Source organism: Mesorhizobium sp. P160219 (assembly GCF_057786095.1).
The window spans coordinates 2,768,158-2,784,107 of the sequence record NZ_JBYNWG010000001.1; the positions used below are offsets into that span (position 1 = coordinate 2,768,158).

17 protein-coding genes are annotated in these 15,950 nt (G+C 63.7%); 11 read left to right on the forward strand and 6 right to left on the reverse strand.

Annotation, left to right across the window (positions count from 1 at the left end):
* Nucleotide 1: 1 nt before the first annotated feature.
* From AC3EMP_RS13300 to thrC, 3 genes are read right to left on the reverse strand one after another with little or no spacing between them, the layout of a single operon-like run.
* Nucleotides 2–598 (reverse strand): GNAT family N-acetyltransferase, encoded by a 597-nt coding sequence (locus AC3EMP_RS13300; protein WP_352711133.1) that lies wholly within the window; start codon nucleotides 596–598, stop codon nucleotides 2–4.
* Between the two features lie 14 nt (nucleotides 599–612).
* Nucleotides 613–1,905 carry a M16 family metallopeptidase gene (locus AC3EMP_RS13305; RefSeq protein WP_023668402.1) on the reverse strand — a complete coding sequence of 431 codons (1,293 nt, stop codon included), beginning with the start codon at nucleotides 1,903–1,905 and terminating at the stop codon, nucleotides 613–615.
* Nucleotides 1,906–1,919: 14 nt separating this feature from the next.
* The gene (gene thrC, locus AC3EMP_RS13310) at nucleotides 1,920–3,317 is read right to left on the reverse strand and encodes a threonine synthase (protein WP_023754850.1); all 1,398 of its coding nucleotides are present in this window, start codon (nucleotides 3,315–3,317) and stop codon (nucleotides 1,920–1,922) included.
* 128 nt (nucleotides 3,318–3,445) lie between these two features.
* On the opposite strand from thrC, the gene AC3EMP_RS13315 reads away from it, so the two are divergent.
* From AC3EMP_RS13315 to AC3EMP_RS13345, 7 genes are all read left to right on the forward strand, one after another.
* Nucleotides 3,446–4,177, forward strand: coding sequence for a hypothetical protein (locus AC3EMP_RS13315; RefSeq protein ID WP_023692064.1), 732 nt, complete (start codon nucleotides 3,446–3,448; stop codon nucleotides 4,175–4,177).
* A gap of 199 nt (nucleotides 4,178–4,376) precedes the next feature.
* Nucleotides 4,377–4,700 (forward strand): ArsR/SmtB family transcription factor, encoded by a 324-nt coding sequence (locus AC3EMP_RS13320; protein ID WP_023668399.1) that lies wholly within the window; start codon nucleotides 4,377–4,379, stop codon nucleotides 4,698–4,700.
* Nucleotides 4,697–5,122 carry an SRPBCC family protein gene (locus AC3EMP_RS13325; RefSeq protein ID WP_352597352.1) on the forward strand — a complete coding sequence of 142 codons (426 nt, stop codon included), beginning with the start codon at nucleotides 4,697–4,699 and terminating at the stop codon, nucleotides 5,120–5,122. Before AC3EMP_RS13320 ends, AC3EMP_RS13325 begins: the two co-directional genes overlap by 4 nt.
* 57 nt (nucleotides 5,123–5,179) lie before the next feature.
* Nucleotides 5,180–5,572 carry a VOC family protein gene (locus AC3EMP_RS13330; RefSeq protein ID WP_023668397.1) on the forward strand — a complete coding sequence of 131 codons (393 nt, stop codon included), beginning with the start codon at nucleotides 5,180–5,182 and terminating at the stop codon, nucleotides 5,570–5,572.
* A gap of 25 nt (nucleotides 5,573–5,597) precedes the next feature.
* Nucleotides 5,598–5,819, forward strand: a complete 222-nt coding sequence (locus AC3EMP_RS13335; protein WP_023668396.1) for a hypothetical protein — start codon at nucleotides 5,598–5,600, stop codon at nucleotides 5,817–5,819.
* A 3-nt stretch (nucleotides 5,820–5,822) separates the two neighbouring features.
* A complete protein-coding gene (locus AC3EMP_RS13340; RefSeq protein ID WP_352597353.1) occupies nucleotides 5,823–6,323 on the forward strand; it encodes a DUF1801 domain-containing protein in 501 nt (166 codons plus the stop codon).
* Nucleotides 6,295–6,726: a DUF1801 domain-containing protein gene (locus AC3EMP_RS13345; protein ID WP_245260083.1), complete on the forward strand. Its 432-nt coding sequence runs from the start codon at nucleotides 6,295–6,297 to the stop codon at nucleotides 6,724–6,726. The genes AC3EMP_RS13340 and AC3EMP_RS13345 overlap by 29 nt, the downstream gene beginning before the upstream one ends.
* Nucleotides 6,727–6,731: 5 nt before the next feature.
* Here AC3EMP_RS13345 and AC3EMP_RS13350 read toward each other — a convergent pair whose 3' ends face one another.
* Nucleotides 6,732–7,418, reverse strand: coding sequence for an HAD family hydrolase (locus AC3EMP_RS13350; protein WP_023732087.1), 687 nt, complete (start codon nucleotides 7,416–7,418; stop codon nucleotides 6,732–6,734).
* Nucleotides 7,419–7,606: 188 nt separating this feature from the next.
* Here AC3EMP_RS13350 and AC3EMP_RS13355 point away from each other — a divergent pair, with 188 nt between their 5' ends.
* The gene (locus AC3EMP_RS13355) at nucleotides 7,607–8,740 is read left to right on the forward strand and encodes a site-specific DNA-methyltransferase (protein WP_023687165.1); all 1,134 of its coding nucleotides are present in this window, start codon (nucleotides 7,607–7,609) and stop codon (nucleotides 8,738–8,740) included.
* Between the two features lie 220 nt (nucleotides 8,741–8,960).
* Here the strand turns inward: AC3EMP_RS13355 and AC3EMP_RS13360 are convergent, their stop codons facing one another.
* Entirely contained in the window at nucleotides 8,961–9,572 is a 612-nt protein-coding gene (locus tag AC3EMP_RS13360; protein WP_027050048.1) for an HAD family hydrolase, read from the reverse strand.
* A gap of 22 nt (nucleotides 9,573–9,594) precedes the next feature.
* Nucleotides 9,595–10,716: an A/G-specific adenine glycosylase gene (gene mutY / locus AC3EMP_RS13365; protein WP_023834463.1), complete on the reverse strand. Its 1,122-nt coding sequence runs from the start codon at nucleotides 10,714–10,716 to the stop codon at nucleotides 9,595–9,597.
* 50 nt (nucleotides 10,717–10,766) lie between these two features.
* Between mutY and AC3EMP_RS13370 the strand changes: the two genes are divergently transcribed.
* The 3 genes from AC3EMP_RS13370 (at nucleotide 10,767) to smc (ending at nucleotide 15,700) form a co-directional block, all read left to right on the forward strand.
* Nucleotides 10,767–11,273 carry a DUF721 domain-containing protein gene (locus AC3EMP_RS13370; protein ID WP_352711137.1) on the forward strand — a complete coding sequence of 169 codons (507 nt, stop codon included), beginning with the start codon at nucleotides 10,767–10,769 and terminating at the stop codon, nucleotides 11,271–11,273.
* A 167-nt stretch (nucleotides 11,274–11,440) separates the two neighbouring features.
* Nucleotides 11,441–12,172, forward strand: coding sequence for a DsbA family protein (locus AC3EMP_RS13375; RefSeq protein ID WP_023687169.1), 732 nt, complete (start codon nucleotides 11,441–11,443; stop codon nucleotides 12,170–12,172).
* 69 nt (nucleotides 12,173–12,241) lie between these two features.
* Complete coding sequence (gene smc / locus AC3EMP_RS13380; protein ID WP_352711140.1) at nucleotides 12,242–15,700, forward strand: chromosome segregation protein SMC; 3,459 nt, start codon at nucleotides 12,242–12,244, stop codon at nucleotides 15,698–15,700.
* Nucleotides 15,701–15,950: the final 250 nt, after the last annotated feature.

Below are 15,950 nucleotides of genomic sequence, written 5' to 3' on the forward strand. Positions count from 1 at the left end.
ATCAGTCCTTCGTTCCAGCGCCCGGCGGATCGTCCGCGATCTGGGCGTAGAGGTAGTGGTCCTGCCAGATGCCGTTGATCCTGAGGTAGGATCGCAGAAGTCCTTCGCGCCGGAATCCGGCTTTTTCAAGCACGCGGATCGACCGGATATTGTCGGGAATACAGGCAGCTTCGATCCGGTGCAACCTCAGCGTATCGAAGGCGAAGCGGCAGACCACCTTGACCGCGTCGGTCATCAGGCCGCGGCCGCCAAACCGCTCCCCGATCCAGTACCCGACATGGCCGCTTTGCGAGACGCCGTGGCGGATATTGCCGAGCGTAATGCCGCCGGCAAGCTTGCCGCTCGCCTTCTCGAAGATGAAGAAGGCGATGGCTGTCCCCTGCGCATAGTCTTCGCGGTAGCGGCCGATGCGCAGCCGCCAGGCGGTGCGGTCGAGTTCATCGGGCGTCCAGCGCGGCTCCCACGGTTCGAGGAAGGCACGGCTTTCGCCGCGCACCGCTGACCATTCGCGATAGTCGTTGGTGTAGGGCACGCGCAGCATGACCCGGTCGCCTTTCAGTGCCGGCAGGTCACGGCGAAAGAAAGGGAGCGCGAACACCGGCGCTTGAAGGCTTAGACGGCGAGCTTGCGGGCCGTGGTGTGCGTGCCCGCAAGCGAATCGAGAATCGCCTCATAGGGCGCGAGCGTACCCACCGGTCCAACCGCGGTCAGCGTCGGCTTGGTCGAAAACAGCCGGGACGAAAGGTCGGTCAGCCGCTCGACGGTCAGCGCCGACAGCCGTTCCATCAACTCCTCCTTGGCGATCGGCCGGCCGAACAGAAGCAGCTGCCTGGCGATCTGCGAGGCGCGGCTGGCCGGGCTTTCAGCCGACATGATCAGGCCGGCGCGGTATTGCGCGCGGGCGCGGTCGAGCTCTTCCTGAAGGATATTCTCGCCGGCCTTCTGCAGCTCGTCGATAATGACCGGAACCAGTTCGGCAATGTCGCTCTGCCCGGTCGCGGCATGAACGCCGAAGATGCCGGTATCGGAAAAACCCCAGTGGAAGGCATAGACCGAATAGCACAGGCCACGCTTTTCGCGGACCTCCTGGAACAGCCGGGACGACATGCCGCCGCCGAGGATCATCGACAGCACCTGCGAAGCGTAGAAATCGCGCACATGATAGGCTCGGCCTTCGAAGCCGAGCACGATCTGCGCGTCCATCAGGTCGCGATCCTCGCGGAAATCGCCGCCGACATACTGCGCATATTGCGGCATCGTGCTGTCGGACTTGCTGCGGAAACCGCCGAGCTGCTTTTCGACCTCGCGCACGAAATTGTCGTGCTTGATGTCGCCTGCCGCCACGATCACCATCTTCTCGGCGCCATATTGGCGCTCGATGAAATCATGCAGCTGTTTGGAGGTGAAGGATTTGACGGTTTCCGGCGTGCCGAGGATCGAGCGGCCGATCGTCTGGTGGCGGAAGGCGGTCTCGGTGAAACGGTCGAAGACGATGTCGTCGGGCGTGTCGTGCGCGGCGCCGATCTCCTGCAGGATCACATGCTGCTCGCGCTCCAGTTCCTCCGGGTCGAATTCGGACTCCTGCAGGATATCGGCAAGGATATCCACCGCCAGCGGCACATCGTCGGACAGCACCCTGGCGTAATAGGACGTCGTCTCGACTGATGTGGCGGCATTGATCTCGCCGCCGACATCCTCGATTTCCGAGGCGATCTCGAAGGCCGTCCGCCTTTTCGTACCCTTGAAGGCCATATGCTCGAGCAGATGGGCCATTCCGTGCTCGTCGTCACGCTCATTGCGGGCGCCGGACTTGACCCAGGCGCCAAGGGCAACGGATTCGAGGCTTGGAAGGGTTTCGGTGGCGACTGTCAGGCCGTTCGACAGACGGCTTACCTCAACACCCATATGGCAAGTACTCCCTAACGCGCTGCCCTTGAGTGGCGGCTCACGTAATCTTCCACCATTTTCAGGTCGGATGGAAGTACCGTGTACTTTTCGTCGGCTGACATCAAGGACCCCAGCCATGCGGGCAGGGCCGGCGACACGCCGCAGGCGGCTTCGACCGCGGCCGGGAACTTGGCCGGGTGCGCCGTGCCCAGCACCACCATCGGCACTGCACCGTCAGCCTTGCCGGCGGCGACATGCACGGCCGCGGCCGTGTGCGGATCGAGCAGATAATTGCTGGATTCGAGCGTTGAACGGATGGTGGCGGCAACCTCGTCCATATCAGCGCGTCCGGCGTCGAATTCGGACCGCATCCGGTCGATTTCTGCGGTCTCGATGGTGAAGGCGCCGGATTGCTTGAGGCCGGCCATGTAACGCCGCACCGTCTCTGCGTTACGGTCGCAGGCCTCGAACAGCAGTCGCTCGAAGTTCGACGATACCTGGATGTCCATCGATGGCGACGTCGTCGCAAACACACCCTTGGTGCGGTATTCACCGGTCGCGAAAGTGCGCGCCAATATGTCGTTGTCGTTGGTGGCGACGATCAGCCGCTCGATCGGCAGGCCCATCTTCTTGGCGGCGTAACCGGCGAAAATATCGCCGAAATTGCCGGTCGGCACGGTAAAGGAGACCGGCCTGTCCGGCGCGCCGAGCGAAAGCGCCGAGGAAAAATAATAGACGATCTGGGCCATGATGCGGGCCCAGTTGATCGAATTGACGCCCGACAGCGACACGCGATCACGAAAACGATGATCGTTGAACATATCCTTCAGCAGGCCCTGGCAATCGTCGAAATTGCCTTCGATCGCCAGCGCCTGGACGTTGGCGGCAGTCGATGTCGTCATCTGCCGCTGCTGCACCGGCGAGACGCGGCCATGCGGGAACATCACGAAAATGTCAGTTCGGTCGCGGCCGGCGAAGGCATCGATGGCGGCGCCGCCAGTGTCACCCGAGGTCGCGCCGACGATGGTGGCGCGCTGGCCACGCTCAGTCAGTACATGGTCCATCAGCCGGGCAAGCAGCTGCATGGCAACGTCCTTGAAGGCCAGCGTCGGACCGTGGAAGAGCTCGAGGATGAACGTGTTGGCGCCGGTCTGCACCAGCGGGCAGACGGCCCGGTGGCGGAAGGTGGCATAGGCTTCTCGCACCAGGCGCTCGAAGACGGGTGCGGCGATCTCGCCGCCGAGGAAGGGCGTCAGCACGCGGATGGCGAGGTCCGCATAGGGCAGGCCGCGCATGGCGCGGATCTCGGCTGCCGAAAACTGCGGCCATGTCTGCGGCACATAAAGCCCGCCGTCGCGGGCCAGCCCCGCCAGCACCGCGTCGGCAAATCCAAGCACGGGCGCATCCCCGCGGGTACTCACATAGCGCATCGTCAAAGGTCCATTGCTGCCGCCGGGTTCATCCACGGCAATTGGTTAATTTTCCGAGCCGCCTCAGTCGCATTTTTGCCGTGGCGTTGCTATACGTCACCAACTTTGCGAGAGGGAAGTGCAGTTTCATGGCGTTTCATAAGTTCAACCGTCGCTTTGTCGCGGGTCTGGCGCTCACCGGCTTTATGCTTGCCGCCGCCGGTTGCCAATCGAGCGACAATGGCATCCTCAATCTCGGTTTCGGCAAGAAGACCGACCCGAATGCGCCAATACCGCCTCAGGATCCCAAGGTTCTCGCCAGCCAGTTGCAGGCCTACTGCCCGAAAGTGACGGTGCGTGACGGCACCGCATACTTCAATACCTACGCCAAGGGCGCGCCGCAGCCGAAAAAGAAAAAGGCTGATGCAACACAGGATGCCGAGGCCGCTGCCGCCGCGCAGACGGCGCCTGACGGCTCCATCGTCGATCCGAACAAGGATCCGGCCAAGATCATCTACCAGGCCTCGATCAGCGATGTGAGCCGCGATTGCAGCCGTGCCAACGGCCAGTTGACGATGAAGGTTGGCGTTGCCGGCAAGATCGTGCCGGGACCGCTGTTCGCCCCCGGCACCATCACCATGCCGATCCGCATTGCCGTCATGCACGGCCCCGACGTGCTTTATTCGCAAATTCACCCCTATCAGATCCAGGTCAGCGATCCCTCGACCGCCACCCAATTCGTGTTCACCGATCCCAACGTCGTCGTGCCCGAACCCTCCGCCCGGGATTACACTGTCTATGCCGGCTATGACGACACCGCGCCGGCGGCGGCGGACAAGAAGTCCGGCAAGAAAAAGAAGCGCGCTCCCGCGACGAACTAAGCGCCTGGGCACCGTCGCTGCTGCGACGGTGCCGGTCAACTCTTTGAAAGATCCAAACGATCCGATCGTAATCCTGCAGGCGTGCGCCTGCGGCAGGTCGCGTCTGCGCTTTAATCTCGATCCATTCCGCCAGCGCACTTGACTCATCCATATCCCGGCGGTTATACGTCAATCAATAGCTCGCAGGTTATTGATCCCGATGCCGGACGCCCACGATACTTTGTTCAGAACGCTTGCCGACCCGACCCGGCGGGCCATCTTCGAGCGCTTGTGCCGCCAAGGTGAGCAGACCGTGGGGGCGCTGACGGCGCAGTCCGGGGTCTCGCAACCGGCGGTGTCGAAGCATCTCGGCGTCCTGAAGCTGGCCGGCCTGGTGCGTGACCGCCACGCCGGACGCCAGACCCACTACAGCGCCCAGCCCGCGGCACTTGGCCCGCTGACCGACTGGACAGTTCAAATGACTGGATTCTGGGAGAGCCGCTTCGATGATCTCGAGAGCCTGCTGAAAAGGATGGACCAGTGAGCAATCCCGAGCTGCGCACCGTCGTCGTCGAACGTGAAATATCCTGGCCGGCGGAGAAGATCTGGCGCGCGTTGACGCAGCCGCATCTGATTGAGGAATGGCTCATGAAGAACGATTTCAAGCCTGTCGTCGGCCACAGCTTCAATCTTCGCGGCGACTGGGGCGGCGTGCTCGACTGCGAGGTTCTCGCCGTCGAGCAAAACAGGACGCTGTCCTACAGCTGGGATTTTGCGCATGAGGATGCCGCCTACAATCTGACGAGCGTGGTGACGTTCACGCTCACGCCCACGAGCTCGGGAACCCATCTGCGCGTCGAGCAGTCGGGCTTCCATCCGAGCCAGAAGCAGGCCTATGGCGGCGCCAGGGCCGGGTGGCAGCAATTCCTCACCAAGCTGGAGCAGGTCCTGGCGAAGCCGGATTGAAGCCTGCCGGTACCATGCCCTGATCGCGGGGCACCGAATGCAAAAAGGAGTAAATCGATGAAGATCAAGCTGACCAGCGTCTATGTGGACAACCAGGACAACGCACTGCGCTTCTACACCGACGTGCTGGGCTTTGCCGTGAAGGCCGACTTCAGCAATGGGCCTTTTCGTTGGCTGACCGTCATCTCACCCGATGAGCCCGAGGGAGCCGAGCTACAGCTGGCGCTCAACGACAACCCGGCCGCCAAGGCCTACCAGCAGGCCATCTTCAAGCAGGGGCAGCCCGCGCTCATGCTGTTCACCGACGACGTCAAGGGTGATTACGAGCGCATCAAGGGACGCGGCGGTGCGTTCGCCATGGCGCCGACAGAAGTGACCGGCTCGACTATCGCCCAGCTCAACGACAGCTGCGGCAATCTCATCCAGATCACCCAACTGGCGCGTTGGTAGGCGCTGGTTTCAAGAGGAAGTTGCAATGAACTTGAGCAAATGGATACGTCAAACCCATCGTTGGCTGTCGATCATCTTCACGCTGACCGTGGCAGCCAATTTCATCACCATGGCGTTCGGGCAACCTCCGGCCTGGGTGGTCTATTCGCCGCTGCTGCCGCTATTCCTGCTGCTGTTCAGCGGCCTCTACATGTTCGTGCTGCCTTACGTCGCGAGATCGCGTGGCGAGCAGGGCGCGCAAGGGTAGGACATGGCCAAGGCGCCGGGAAAATCGAAGGTCGCAAAACCGGCGCCAGACAAGCCGGAAAAGCCGGTCCTGCTTTCGGGCGGCAACCCGCAGATCCCGAAGGCCTATGGGGACGCTCCGGTGCAGGCCTATATTGCTGCCATGCCGGGCTGGAAAAGCGATGTCGGGCGCTGGATCGACGCACTTATCGTCAGCGCCGTCCCCGGCGTCTGCAAGGCGGTGAAGTGGAACTCACCGTTCTATGGCATCGAGGGCGAGGGTTGGTTCCTCAGCCTGCATTGCTTCACCAGATACGTCAAAGTCGCCTTCTTTCGCGGCACGTCGCTCGATCCTGTGCCTCCCGGCGGTTCCAGGCAAAAGGAAGTGCGCTATCTCGACATCCATGAAGGCGAAGAGATCGACGAAGCCCGCTTCGCCTCCTGGGTGAAGCAGGCCAGCCGATTGCCCGGCGATAAGATGCGAACGGAGGCAGACCATGAAGATCAGCATGTCGAGCAAGGATGAGGGAGGCGCCTCTGCCTCCGAGCGGATAGATGCCCGAATCCGGGAGCTGGACGATTGGCGGGGCAAGACGTTGGCCAGCCTGCGCAAGACCATCCTCGACGCCGACCCGGAAATCATCGAGGAGTGGAAGTGGATGGGCAGCCCGGTATGGTCACGCGACGGCATGATCGCCGTCGGCAACGCTCACAAGGACAAGGTGAAGCTGACCTTTTCTCACGGCGCCAGCCTGCCGGATCCCGACAGGCTGTTCAACAACGGGCTCAACGGCAAGGTGTGGCGCGCCATCGATGTGTCGGAGGGCGACGTGATCGATGCGGATGCGCTGAAAGCGCTCGTCCGCGCCGCGATTGCCTACAACAGGGCTAAGAAGAAACCGGCCAGGTCGGCCAAAGCCAAGGACTGATCGGTTCAGGCGTCCGACCACTCCGACAGAGCGGCAATCACACTTTTCAGTTCGGCCCAGCGGCGGATGACGGTTTCGGCGCCGGCTTCGGTCAGCACATCGGCATGGCCGGGATAGCTGTGCGCGGCGCCGGTGAAGCCGATCACGCGCATGCCAGCGGCCCTGGCGCCGGTGACGCCGTGCACCGAATCCTCGATGACGAAGGTGTTTGCCGGATCGGCGTTGAGTTGCTCCGCCGCAATCAGGAACACATCCGGCGCGGGCTTGGTTTTCTTGCTTGGTATTTCCAGCGCTGAAAAAATCCGGCCGGCGAAGAACGGCAGCAGGCCCACTTTCTCCAGCATGAACTCGATCCGCTCCAAGCGTGAGTTCGAGCAGACGCAGCGCGGCGCGGTCACCGCCGCGACCGCCTCGCGCACGCCGTCGATGGCGCGCACGTCGCTGCGCAGTTTGCGGTCGACGAGCTCTTCGGCCCGGTCGATCATCGAGGCCTGGAACGGGATCGCGGATTTTGCCTCGACCCGCATCATGATGTCCTTGAAGGTCAGTCCGGCATAGGTTTCGGCGTATTCCTCGGCCGAGATTTCATATCCGGCCAAGGTCAGCAATTCGGCCTCGACGCGGGCTGCGATGATTTCGGAATCGACGAGCACGCCGTCGCAATCGAAGATGACAAGGTCTGGCTGGGGCATGGCAATCCGAACGAGGGAGGGTGATGGAGGCCCGGCAAGGCTCAAGCGGCGCGACATACACCAACGGGCCGGGCTGCGCAAACTGACGACCTCAGGGCTGCCTGGCCTGTTGCGTCCTTCACCGAATATTTACGCTGATCGGTAACCATAACGGGGAGTAAACAGTAACGCGTGCCTTGGGTGTAAAAATGTCTGCCGTGCGTCTTCTCGCCGACCTCTCCCACGCCCCCCAGCAATCCGAGTGGCTGGACACGATCCTCAAGGGCGATTGCGTCGCCGCGCTCGACCGGCTGCCGGAAAAATCCATCGACGTCATCTTCGCCGATCCGCCTTACAATCTGCAGCTCGACGGCGATTTGCACCGGCCCGACCAGTCCAAGGTCGACGCCGTCGACGACGACTGGGACCAGTTCGAGAGCTTCGAGGCCTATGACGCCTTCACCCGCGCCTGGCTCCTGGCGGCGCGCCGCGTGCTGAAGCCCAATGGCACCATCTGGGTCATCGGCTCCTATCACAACATCTTCCGCGTCGGCGCCAAGATGCAGGATCTCGGCTTCTGGATTCTCAACGATGTCGTCTGGCGCAAGACCAACCCAATGCCGAATTTCCGCGGTCGCCGCTTCCAGAACGCGCATGAGACCATGATCTGGGCCTCGCGCGATCAGAAGGGCAAGGGCTACACCTTCAATTACGAAGCCATGAAGGCATCGAACGACGACATCCAGATGCGCTCCGACTGGCTGTTCCCGATCTGCACTGGCGGCGAGCGGCTGAAGAACGACAATGGCGACAAGCTGCATCCGACGCAGAAGCCGGAAGCGCTGCTCGCCCGCATCATGATGGCCTCGACCAAGCCGGGCGACATCGTGCTCGACCCGTTTTTCGGCTCCGGCACCACCGGCGCCGTGGCCAAGCGGCTTGGCCGTCACTTCGTCGGCATCGAGCGCGAACAGGCCTATATCGACGCCGCCAATGAGCGCATCGACGCCGTGCGGCCGCTGGAAAGCGCCGATCTCGCCGTGCTCACCGGCAAGCGCGCCGAGCCGCGCGTCGCCTTTGTCAGCCTCATCGATACCGGGCTTATGCAGCCCGGCGCCACGCTTTACGATGCCAAGAAGCGCTGGTCGGCCAAGGTACGCGCCGACGGCACGGTTGCCATCGGTGACAGCGCCGGCTCGATCCACAAGATCGGCGCCGAAGTGCAGGGCCTGGACGCCTGCAATGGCTGGACCTTCTGGCACTATGAGCGCTCGGGCGGCCTGACCCCGATCGACGAACTACGCCGCATCGCCAGGCTCGGCATGGAACGGGCAGGGGCCTGACGCTACCACATAAAGGTCGGCGCCCTACGGCGCCCCCCTCTGGCCTGCCGGCCATCTCCCCCACGAGGGGGGAGATCGCGCGCTTCATTGTTTTCGCCAACCTTCAACGTTGTAAGAAAGAGCCGTCGGCGAGGCTGCCAATCTCCCCCCTCGTGGGGGAGATGCCCGGCAGGGCAGAGGGGGGCGCCATAAAGCGCTACCTTCGACCCCTCTGCGTAGCTCAGGTCGCGATGCCATACCGCTCAAGGTCCGCCTTGAGCGTTTTTGCATCTGTGAACAGCACAGCATTCCAGCCGGCCACCCTGGCGCCATCGACATTTCTGGGGCTGTCGTCGATGAACAGCGTGGCTGACGGTTCGAGACCGAACGCGGCGACGTGATGGTCGTAGATGGCGCGGTCGGGCTTGATCTCACGGATATCGGCCGACACGGTCACGCCGCGCGGGCGGCTAAGGAAATCGAAGCGCAGTCTTGCCTCGGCAAGCGTGTCGGCGGCGAAGTTCGTTAGCATGGTCACGTCGCGGCCGCTCTCGATCAGGCCGAGCATGATGGCGACGCTGTCCTCATAGGCATGCGGCACCATGTCGTTCCAATAGCGTCGGAAATTGCGGATGTTTTCAGCATGATCCGGGTAATCCGCGATCAGCAGCGCTTCCGCCTCTTCCCACGTCCGGCCACGGTCCTGCTCGATGTTCCAGTCATGCGTGCAGACATTGTCGAAGAACCACTTGCGCTCTTCGGCATCGGGAATGAGGCGGCTGAACGGAATGTTCGGATCGTAGTGGAGCAAGACGCGACCGATGTCGAACACGATATGGCGGATTTCAGTCATTTCGGGCCTTTCAAAGCGAATGCTAGTCAATGGGGCGGTGCTTTTTGGTTGCGCCCGGTATCGCTGCTTCGATGACCTTTTTCATGACCGTCGGCAGCGCTTCTCCGGAAATGTCATGGGCCAGCGACCAGAAATGCCCTTCCGGCGCATCACTTTTCACTTGAGCGTGAAAGACTTCGAGTTCGAGCGCGAAATGGGTGAAGACATGCGCGATCTCTCCGGCGCGCCGCCAGTCCGCAGCGAAGGGCGCTGCCTCCGAAGTGGTTGCGCCGTCGATCCGCGCTGTCCAACCTGTGGTCGGCACCTCGGTCATGCCGCCGAGCAGGCCCTTGTCAGGCCGCTTGCGCAGCAGGATGGCGCCGTCGCCGCGCTCGACGACGAAGGCGGCACCCCGCCTGAGTGGTTTGTCAACCTTGGGCAGGCGGACCGGAAAGCGCTCGGGGTCGCCGGACAGGATGGCGCTGCAATCCTCGCGCACCGGGCACAGCATGCAGCGCGGCCGTCTTGGTGTGCAGATCGTAGCGCCCAAGTCCATCATCGCCTGGGCGAAGTCGCCCGGCCTTGTCTGCGGAACCAGTCTTTCGACGAGCGCGCGGATTTCAGGCTTTGCCTCGCTGAGCGGCGTTGCGATCGAATAGAGCCGCGAGATGACACGTTCGACATTGCCGTCGACGACCGCCGCCGGACGGTCGAAGGCGATCGCCGCGATCGCCGCCGCCGTATAGGCGCCGATCCCCGGCAATTCCCTCAATCCCGTTTCGTTGTCGGGAAAACGGCCGCCCTGGCTCGCAACCAGATCGGCGCAGGCCTTGAGGTTGCGCGCCCGTGAATAATAGCCGAGCCCGGCCCAGGCCTTCATCACATCCTCGGCCGGCGCAGCCGCCAGCGCCTTCACATCAGGCCATTTCTCGACAAAGGCGCGAAAATAGGATTTTACCGCTTCGACCGTGGTCTGCTGCAGCATCACTTCCGAAAGCCAGATGCGATAGGGGTCCGGCCGTGCACCGCCGGCCGCGGCGTGCGGCGTGATCCGCCACGGCAGTTCGCGATGGTGCGCGTCGTACCAGGCAAGCAGACGCGCGGCGATCTCTCCCGATAGAGTTGGTCCGGATGCGGCCTTGCGGGTCTGTTCGTGCAGTGCCATTGATCGCGGGCTGGCTCTAGGCTGGTGAGGAGCGTGGCTGGAGAACGTACATGGCAGGGAGAACGCCTTACGGCAATCCCGTTCCGGTGAGCGATCTCGCGACCGCGATCCTCGACCCCGTGCTGCGCAAGCGGACCGGCATTTCGATCGGGCTGGTGCAGTCATGGGAAGAGATCGCCGGCCCCAGGCTCGCCGGCCATTCGCGCCCCGAAAAAATCCAGTGGCCGCGCCGCATGCATGAGGACGATCCGTTCGAGCCGGCGGTGCTGGTCATCGCCTGCGAGGGCATGGCCGCGCTGCACCTACAGCACGAGACCGGCGAGATCATCAACCGCGTCAATGCCTTTCTCGGCTTCAACGCGATCGGCAGGATCCGGATCGTGCAAAAGCCGGTGCTGAGGGACAAAGCCCGGCCGAAACTGACGCCGAGAGCACTGACTTCTGTCGAAAAGGCCAAATTGTCCGATACCGTCGGCAAGATCGAGGATGAAGGCTTGCGCGCCTCGCTGGAGCGTCTTGGCGCCACAATTCTTGGCCAAAGGAAGCGGCCAAGGTAATCAACCGGTAATCAGTCGGTCATGAACGCGTCATCTATCTCGCGCATTCGTGATCCTGCATGTAGAGTTTGGCGATTGGAATGGGGACGGCGATGCCTTAATTCCCGCCAACTCTCGCCTTTTCTAGCCTTTGCGTTGCAAAATCAAACCACAGTCAGGTGATTCGCATGAACCGTAGCTTGTCCCGCAGAAACCTCCTGTCTTCGCTGGCCGTCATTCCGGCAGTGGCTATGCTCGCCGCATGCAGCGATTCAGGCGAGGATGCCAAAGCAGCGGATGTGAAGCCTGCGGCTCCCGCGGTGCCTGCTTCGACGCCTGCCACTCCGGCCGCCGTCAAGGTCCCGGAGTCTTCCGGCAATGTCGACATGGCCGAACTGCTGAAGCCCGGCGCTTTGCCCGACAAGCAGCTCGGCAAGGATGACGCCAAGGTCACCATCGTCGAATATGCGTCGATGACCTGCCCGCATTGTGCGCATTTCGCGGCGACCACCTTCCCTGAGTTGAAGACCAAATACATCGACACCGGCAAGGCGCGTTACATCCTGCGCGAATTCCCGTTCGATCCGAGCGCCGAGGCCGGTTTCATGCTGGCGCGCTGTTCGAAGGACAATTATTTCCCGATGGTCGACGTGCTGTTCAAGCAGCAGGCCAACTGGGTCGGCGTCAACAATACCAAGGATGCGCTGCTGCAGATCTCCAAGCTCGCCGGTTTTACACAGGAGTCCTTCGAGGCCTGCTTGACGGACCAGAAACTTCTGGACGATGTGAGATCGGTCCAGAAGCGCGGCGCCGATGAATTCAAGGTCGACTCGACACCGACCTTCTTCATCAACGGGAAAACCTACAAAGGTGCGATGTCGATTGAGGAAATATCGGCCATCATCGACCCTCTGCTCTGACGTCCAGGCGGCGCCGGAGCGACTGCGCTTTGGCGTCAGCGCACCTTTGTGCCTTCCAGGCAGGCGCGAATGAAGTTTTCGCGCCTTCGCCTCCTCGGCTTCAAGTCCTTCGTCGAACCCGGCGAGTTCGTCATCGAACGCGGCCTGACCGGCATTGTCGGGCCGAATGGCTGCGGCAAGTCGAACCTTGTCGAGGCGATGCGCTGGGTGATGGGCGAAAGCTCATACAAGAACATGCGCGCGTCCGGCATGGACGACGTGATCTTTTCCGGCTCGGGAACGCGCCCGGCCCGCAACACCGCCGAAGTCACGCTGTTCCTCGACAATAGCGACCGGACCGCGCCCGCCGCCTTCAACGACGCCGATGAATTGCAAGTGTCGCGCCGAATCGAGCGCGAAGCCGGCTCGCTCTACCGCATCAACGGCAAGGAAGCCCGCGCCAAGGACGTGCAGCTTCTGTTCGCCGACCAGTCGACCGGCGCGCGCTCGCCATCCATGGTCGGACAGGGCCGCATCGGCGAACTGATCCAGGCCAAGCCGCAGGCGCGCCGCGCGCTGCTCGAAGAAGCCGCCGGCATTTCCGGCCTGCACACCCGCCGTCACGAGGCCGAGCTTCGGCTGAAGGCGGCCGAACAGAATCTGGAACGGCTGGACGACGTCGTCGGCGAACTGGAAAGCCAGATCGAAAGCCTGAAGCGCCAGGCGCGCCAGGCATCGCGCTTCAAGAACCTGTCGGCCGATATCCGCAAGGCGGAAGCCACGCTCTTGCATCTGCGCTGGACCTTGGCCAAAACCCAGGAGGGCGATGCGCGGTCGGCATTGGCGGTTGCCACAGCTCTGGTCGGCGACCGCGCCGCCGCCCAGATGGCTGCCGCCCGTGAGCAAGGCATCGGTGCCCACCGGCTGCCCGATCTGCGCGATGCCGAGGCCGCCGCGGCTGCCGCCTTCCAGCGCCTGTCGATCGCCAAGGCGCAGATCGAGGAGGAGGCAGGCCGCATCCGCGCCCGCCAGGCCGAACTCGAGCGCCGGCTGCAGCAGCTCGACGGCGACATCGCCCGCGAGGAGCGCATGGTCCGCGACAATGCGGATATTCTTGAGCGCCTGCGCGAGGAAGAAGCCACGCTCAACTCAGACAATGCCGGCGCCGCCGAGCGCGAAGCCACGACGCGGGCCGCTTTCGAGCAGGCCGGCGCAACGCTTATAACAAGCGAAGCAAAGCTCGCGGCGCTGACCGCCGAACGAGCAGAGGCCGCCGCCTCGCGCAACCAGATCGAGCGCACGCTGCGCGACACCGCCGAACGCCGCGATCGCTTTGCCCGCCAGCTGGCCGATGTCGACCGCGAGCTATCGGAGATCGTCTCGAAAGTCGCCGGCCTGCCCGATCCCGCCGAGAAGCGCGCTTTGGTCGAGGACGCGCTCGCCCGGTTGGAGGAAGCCGAGGCCGGCGCCATTGCTGCCGAACAGGCGGTCGCCGAGGCGCGCGCCACCGAGAGTGCCGCCCGTCCGCCGCTGCAGGATGCCAGGGCCGAACTCGCCGGCATCGAGACCGAAGCCCGCACGCTGGCCAAGATCCTCAATGCCGCCAGCGGCGATCTTTTCCCGTCGGTACTGGAGCAACTCAGCGTCGAACGCGGCTATGAGACGGCCCTCGGTGCTGCGCTTGGCGAGGATCTCGACGTGCCGCTCGACCGCAGCGCGCCGGTGCATTGGGGCGAAAGCCATGTTGAACCAGGCGATGCGGCTTTGCCGGAAGGCCTCAAGAGCCTCGCCAGCGTGGTGCGCGCGCCTTCGCAGCTTGCCCGCCGGTTGGCGCAGATCGGCATCGTCGATGCGGCGGACGGCAAACGCCTGCAGACGCTGCTTGCCCCCGGCCAGCGGCTGGTCAGCCGTGACGGCGCGCTGTGGCGTTGGGATGGCTTGACCGCCAGCGCCGATGCACCGACCGCGGCCGCGCAGAGGCTGGCGCAGAAGAACCGGCTGGCCGAGCTCGATGCCGAGGCGGTGCAGGCGACGCAGATGATGCGTGAGGCAGAGGCTGCCCTTGCCCAGGCCGAACAGGCGCTGCGTGAGGCGAGCGAGGCCGAACGCAACGCCCGCCAGGCCGGGCGCGATGCCCAGCACGGCCTGGACGCCGCCCGCAGCGCGCTGGCCGAGGCCGAAAAGGCCGGTGGCGAGCTGGCAAGCCGCCGCGCCGCCCTGGACGAGGCGCGCGCGCGAATCGTCGACAGCCATGAAGAAACGGCCGCCGCCTTCGCCGAGGCCGAAATGCTGCTGCAGGACGCCCCCGATCTCGGCGACCTGCAATTGCAGCTTGAACAATCCGCCGCCAATGTCAGCCGCGATCGCGCAACCTTGGCCGACGCGCGCGCCGTCCATGAAGGCCTGCGCCGCGAAGCCGAGGCGCGCACGCGCCGGCTCGACGCCATCGGCGCCGAGCGCAGCAACTGGTTGCAGCGGGCCGAAAACGCCTCGACGCAGATTGCCTCGCTGGGCGAGCGCAGGGCCGAGGCCGAGGCCGAGCGCGAAACGCTGGCCGACGCCCCCGACGAGATCGACGCCAGGCGGCGCGCGCTGCTGTCGCAGCTGACCGAGGCCGAGACCTTGCGCAAGGCGGCCGCCGACCGTTTGCAGGAGGCCGAGAACAAGCAGGCCGAGCTGGACAAGGCCGCCACCGCGGCCATCCAGTCGCTGGCCGATTCCCGCGAAACCCGCGTCCGCGCCGAAGAGCGATTGACCGCCGCCGATGAGCGCCGGCTCGAGGTCGAGGCGCGCATCCAGGAAACGCTGAACACGCCGCCGCATCTGGTCATTCGCCATACTGGCCTGGAAGCCGACAGCCCGATGCCGGAAATGGCCGAGATCGAGCGCCAGCTCGACCGGCTGAAGGTTGAGCGCGAGCGGCTCGGCGCCGTCAATCTGCGCGCCGAGGAAGAGCAGAAGGAATTGTCGGACCGGCTGGAGACCATCGTCTCCGAGCGCGAGGACATCATCGAGGCGATCCGCAAGCTCAGGCAAGCGATCCAGAGCCTGAACCGCGAAGGCCGCGAACGGCTGCTTGCCGCTTTCGAGGTGGTCAACGGCCATTTCCAGCGGCTGTTCTCGCATCTGTTCGGTGGCGGCACGGCCGAACTGCAGCTGATCGAATCCGACGACCCGCTCGAAGCCGGGCTCGAAATCCTGGCACGTCCGCCCGGCAAGAAGCCGCAGACCATGACGCTGCTGTCCGGCGGCGAGCAGGCACTGACGGCGATGTCGCTGATCTTTGCCGTGTTCCTGACCAATCCGGCGCCGATCTGCGTGCTCGACGAAGTCGACGCGCCGCTCGACGATCACAATGTCGAACGCTTCTGCAACCTTATGGACGAAATGGCCGCGACCACCGAGACGCGCTTCGTCATCATCACCCACAACCCGATCACGATGGCGCGCATGAACCGCCTGTTCGGCGTGACCATGGCCGAGCAGGGCGTCAGCCAACTGGTCTCGGTCGATCTGCAGGCCGCCGAGGCGATGCGCGAGGCGAGCTGACGCAGCATGCTTTGTTGATTTCGTCGGCGATGGCGTCGATCCGACTGTTGCAATAGGACCGTCGCCCTTGCGACCTGCTTGCGACGCGCATTCTGTAAGGTTCGAAGAGAAGGAATTTAAGCGCCACCTGAGAGCGAACGCCAAAGCCCACATGCAAAGCGCCCGGCCAACGCGAAAGCGATGCCTACAAGGCGCAGATGGCAATAGGCTCCGACCGCAATTCAGCTGCCACGTTTATCGGAAGCCCAGG

Coding starts and splice junctions, on each gene's coding strand:
- AC3EMP_RS13305 (WP_023668402.1), bottom strand. CDS start 1,905: ATGGGTGTTGAGGTAAGCCGTCTGTCGAACGGCCTGACAGTCGCCACC.
- thrC (WP_023754850.1), bottom strand. CDS start 3,317: ATGCGCTATGTGAGTACCCGCGGGGATGCGCCCGTGCTTGGATTTGCC.
- AC3EMP_RS13315 (WP_023692064.1), top strand. CDS start 3,446: ATGGCGTTTCATAAGTTCAACCGTCGCTTTGTCGCGGGTCTGGCGCTC.
- AC3EMP_RS13320 (WP_023668399.1), top strand. CDS start 4,377: ATGCCGGACGCCCACGATACTTTGTTCAGAACGCTTGCCGACCCGACC.
- AC3EMP_RS13330 (WP_023668397.1), top strand. CDS start 5,180: ATGAAGATCAAGCTGACCAGCGTCTATGTGGACAACCAGGACAACGCA.
- AC3EMP_RS13335 (WP_023668396.1), top strand. CDS start 5,598: ATGAACTTGAGCAAATGGATACGTCAAACCCATCGTTGGCTGTCGATC.
- AC3EMP_RS13340 (WP_352597353.1), top strand. CDS start 5,823: ATGGCCAAGGCGCCGGGAAAATCGAAGGTCGCAAAACCGGCGCCAGAC.
- AC3EMP_RS13345 (WP_245260083.1), top strand. CDS start 6,295: ATGAAGATCAGCATGTCGAGCAAGGATGAGGGAGGCGCCTCTGCCTCC.
- AC3EMP_RS13350 (WP_023732087.1), bottom strand. CDS start 7,418: ATGCCCCAGCCAGACCTTGTCATCTTCGATTGCGACGGCGTGCTCGTC.
- AC3EMP_RS13355 (WP_023687165.1), top strand. CDS start 7,607: ATGTCTGCCGTGCGTCTTCTCGCCGACCTCTCCCACGCCCCCCAGCAA.
- AC3EMP_RS13360 (WP_027050048.1), bottom strand. CDS start 9,572: ATGACTGAAATCCGCCATATCGTGTTCGACATCGGTCGCGTCTTGCTC.
- mutY (WP_023834463.1), bottom strand. CDS start 10,716: ATGGCACTGCACGAACAGACCCGCAAGGCCGCATCCGGACCAACTCTA.
- AC3EMP_RS13370 (WP_352711137.1), top strand. CDS start 10,767: ATGGCAGGGAGAACGCCTTACGGCAATCCCGTTCCGGTGAGCGATCTC.
- AC3EMP_RS13375 (WP_023687169.1), top strand. CDS start 11,441: ATGAACCGTAGCTTGTCCCGCAGAAACCTCCTGTCTTCGCTGGCCGTC.
- smc (WP_352711140.1), top strand. CDS start 12,242: ATGAAGTTTTCGCGCCTTCGCCTCCTCGGCTTCAAGTCCTTCGTCGAA.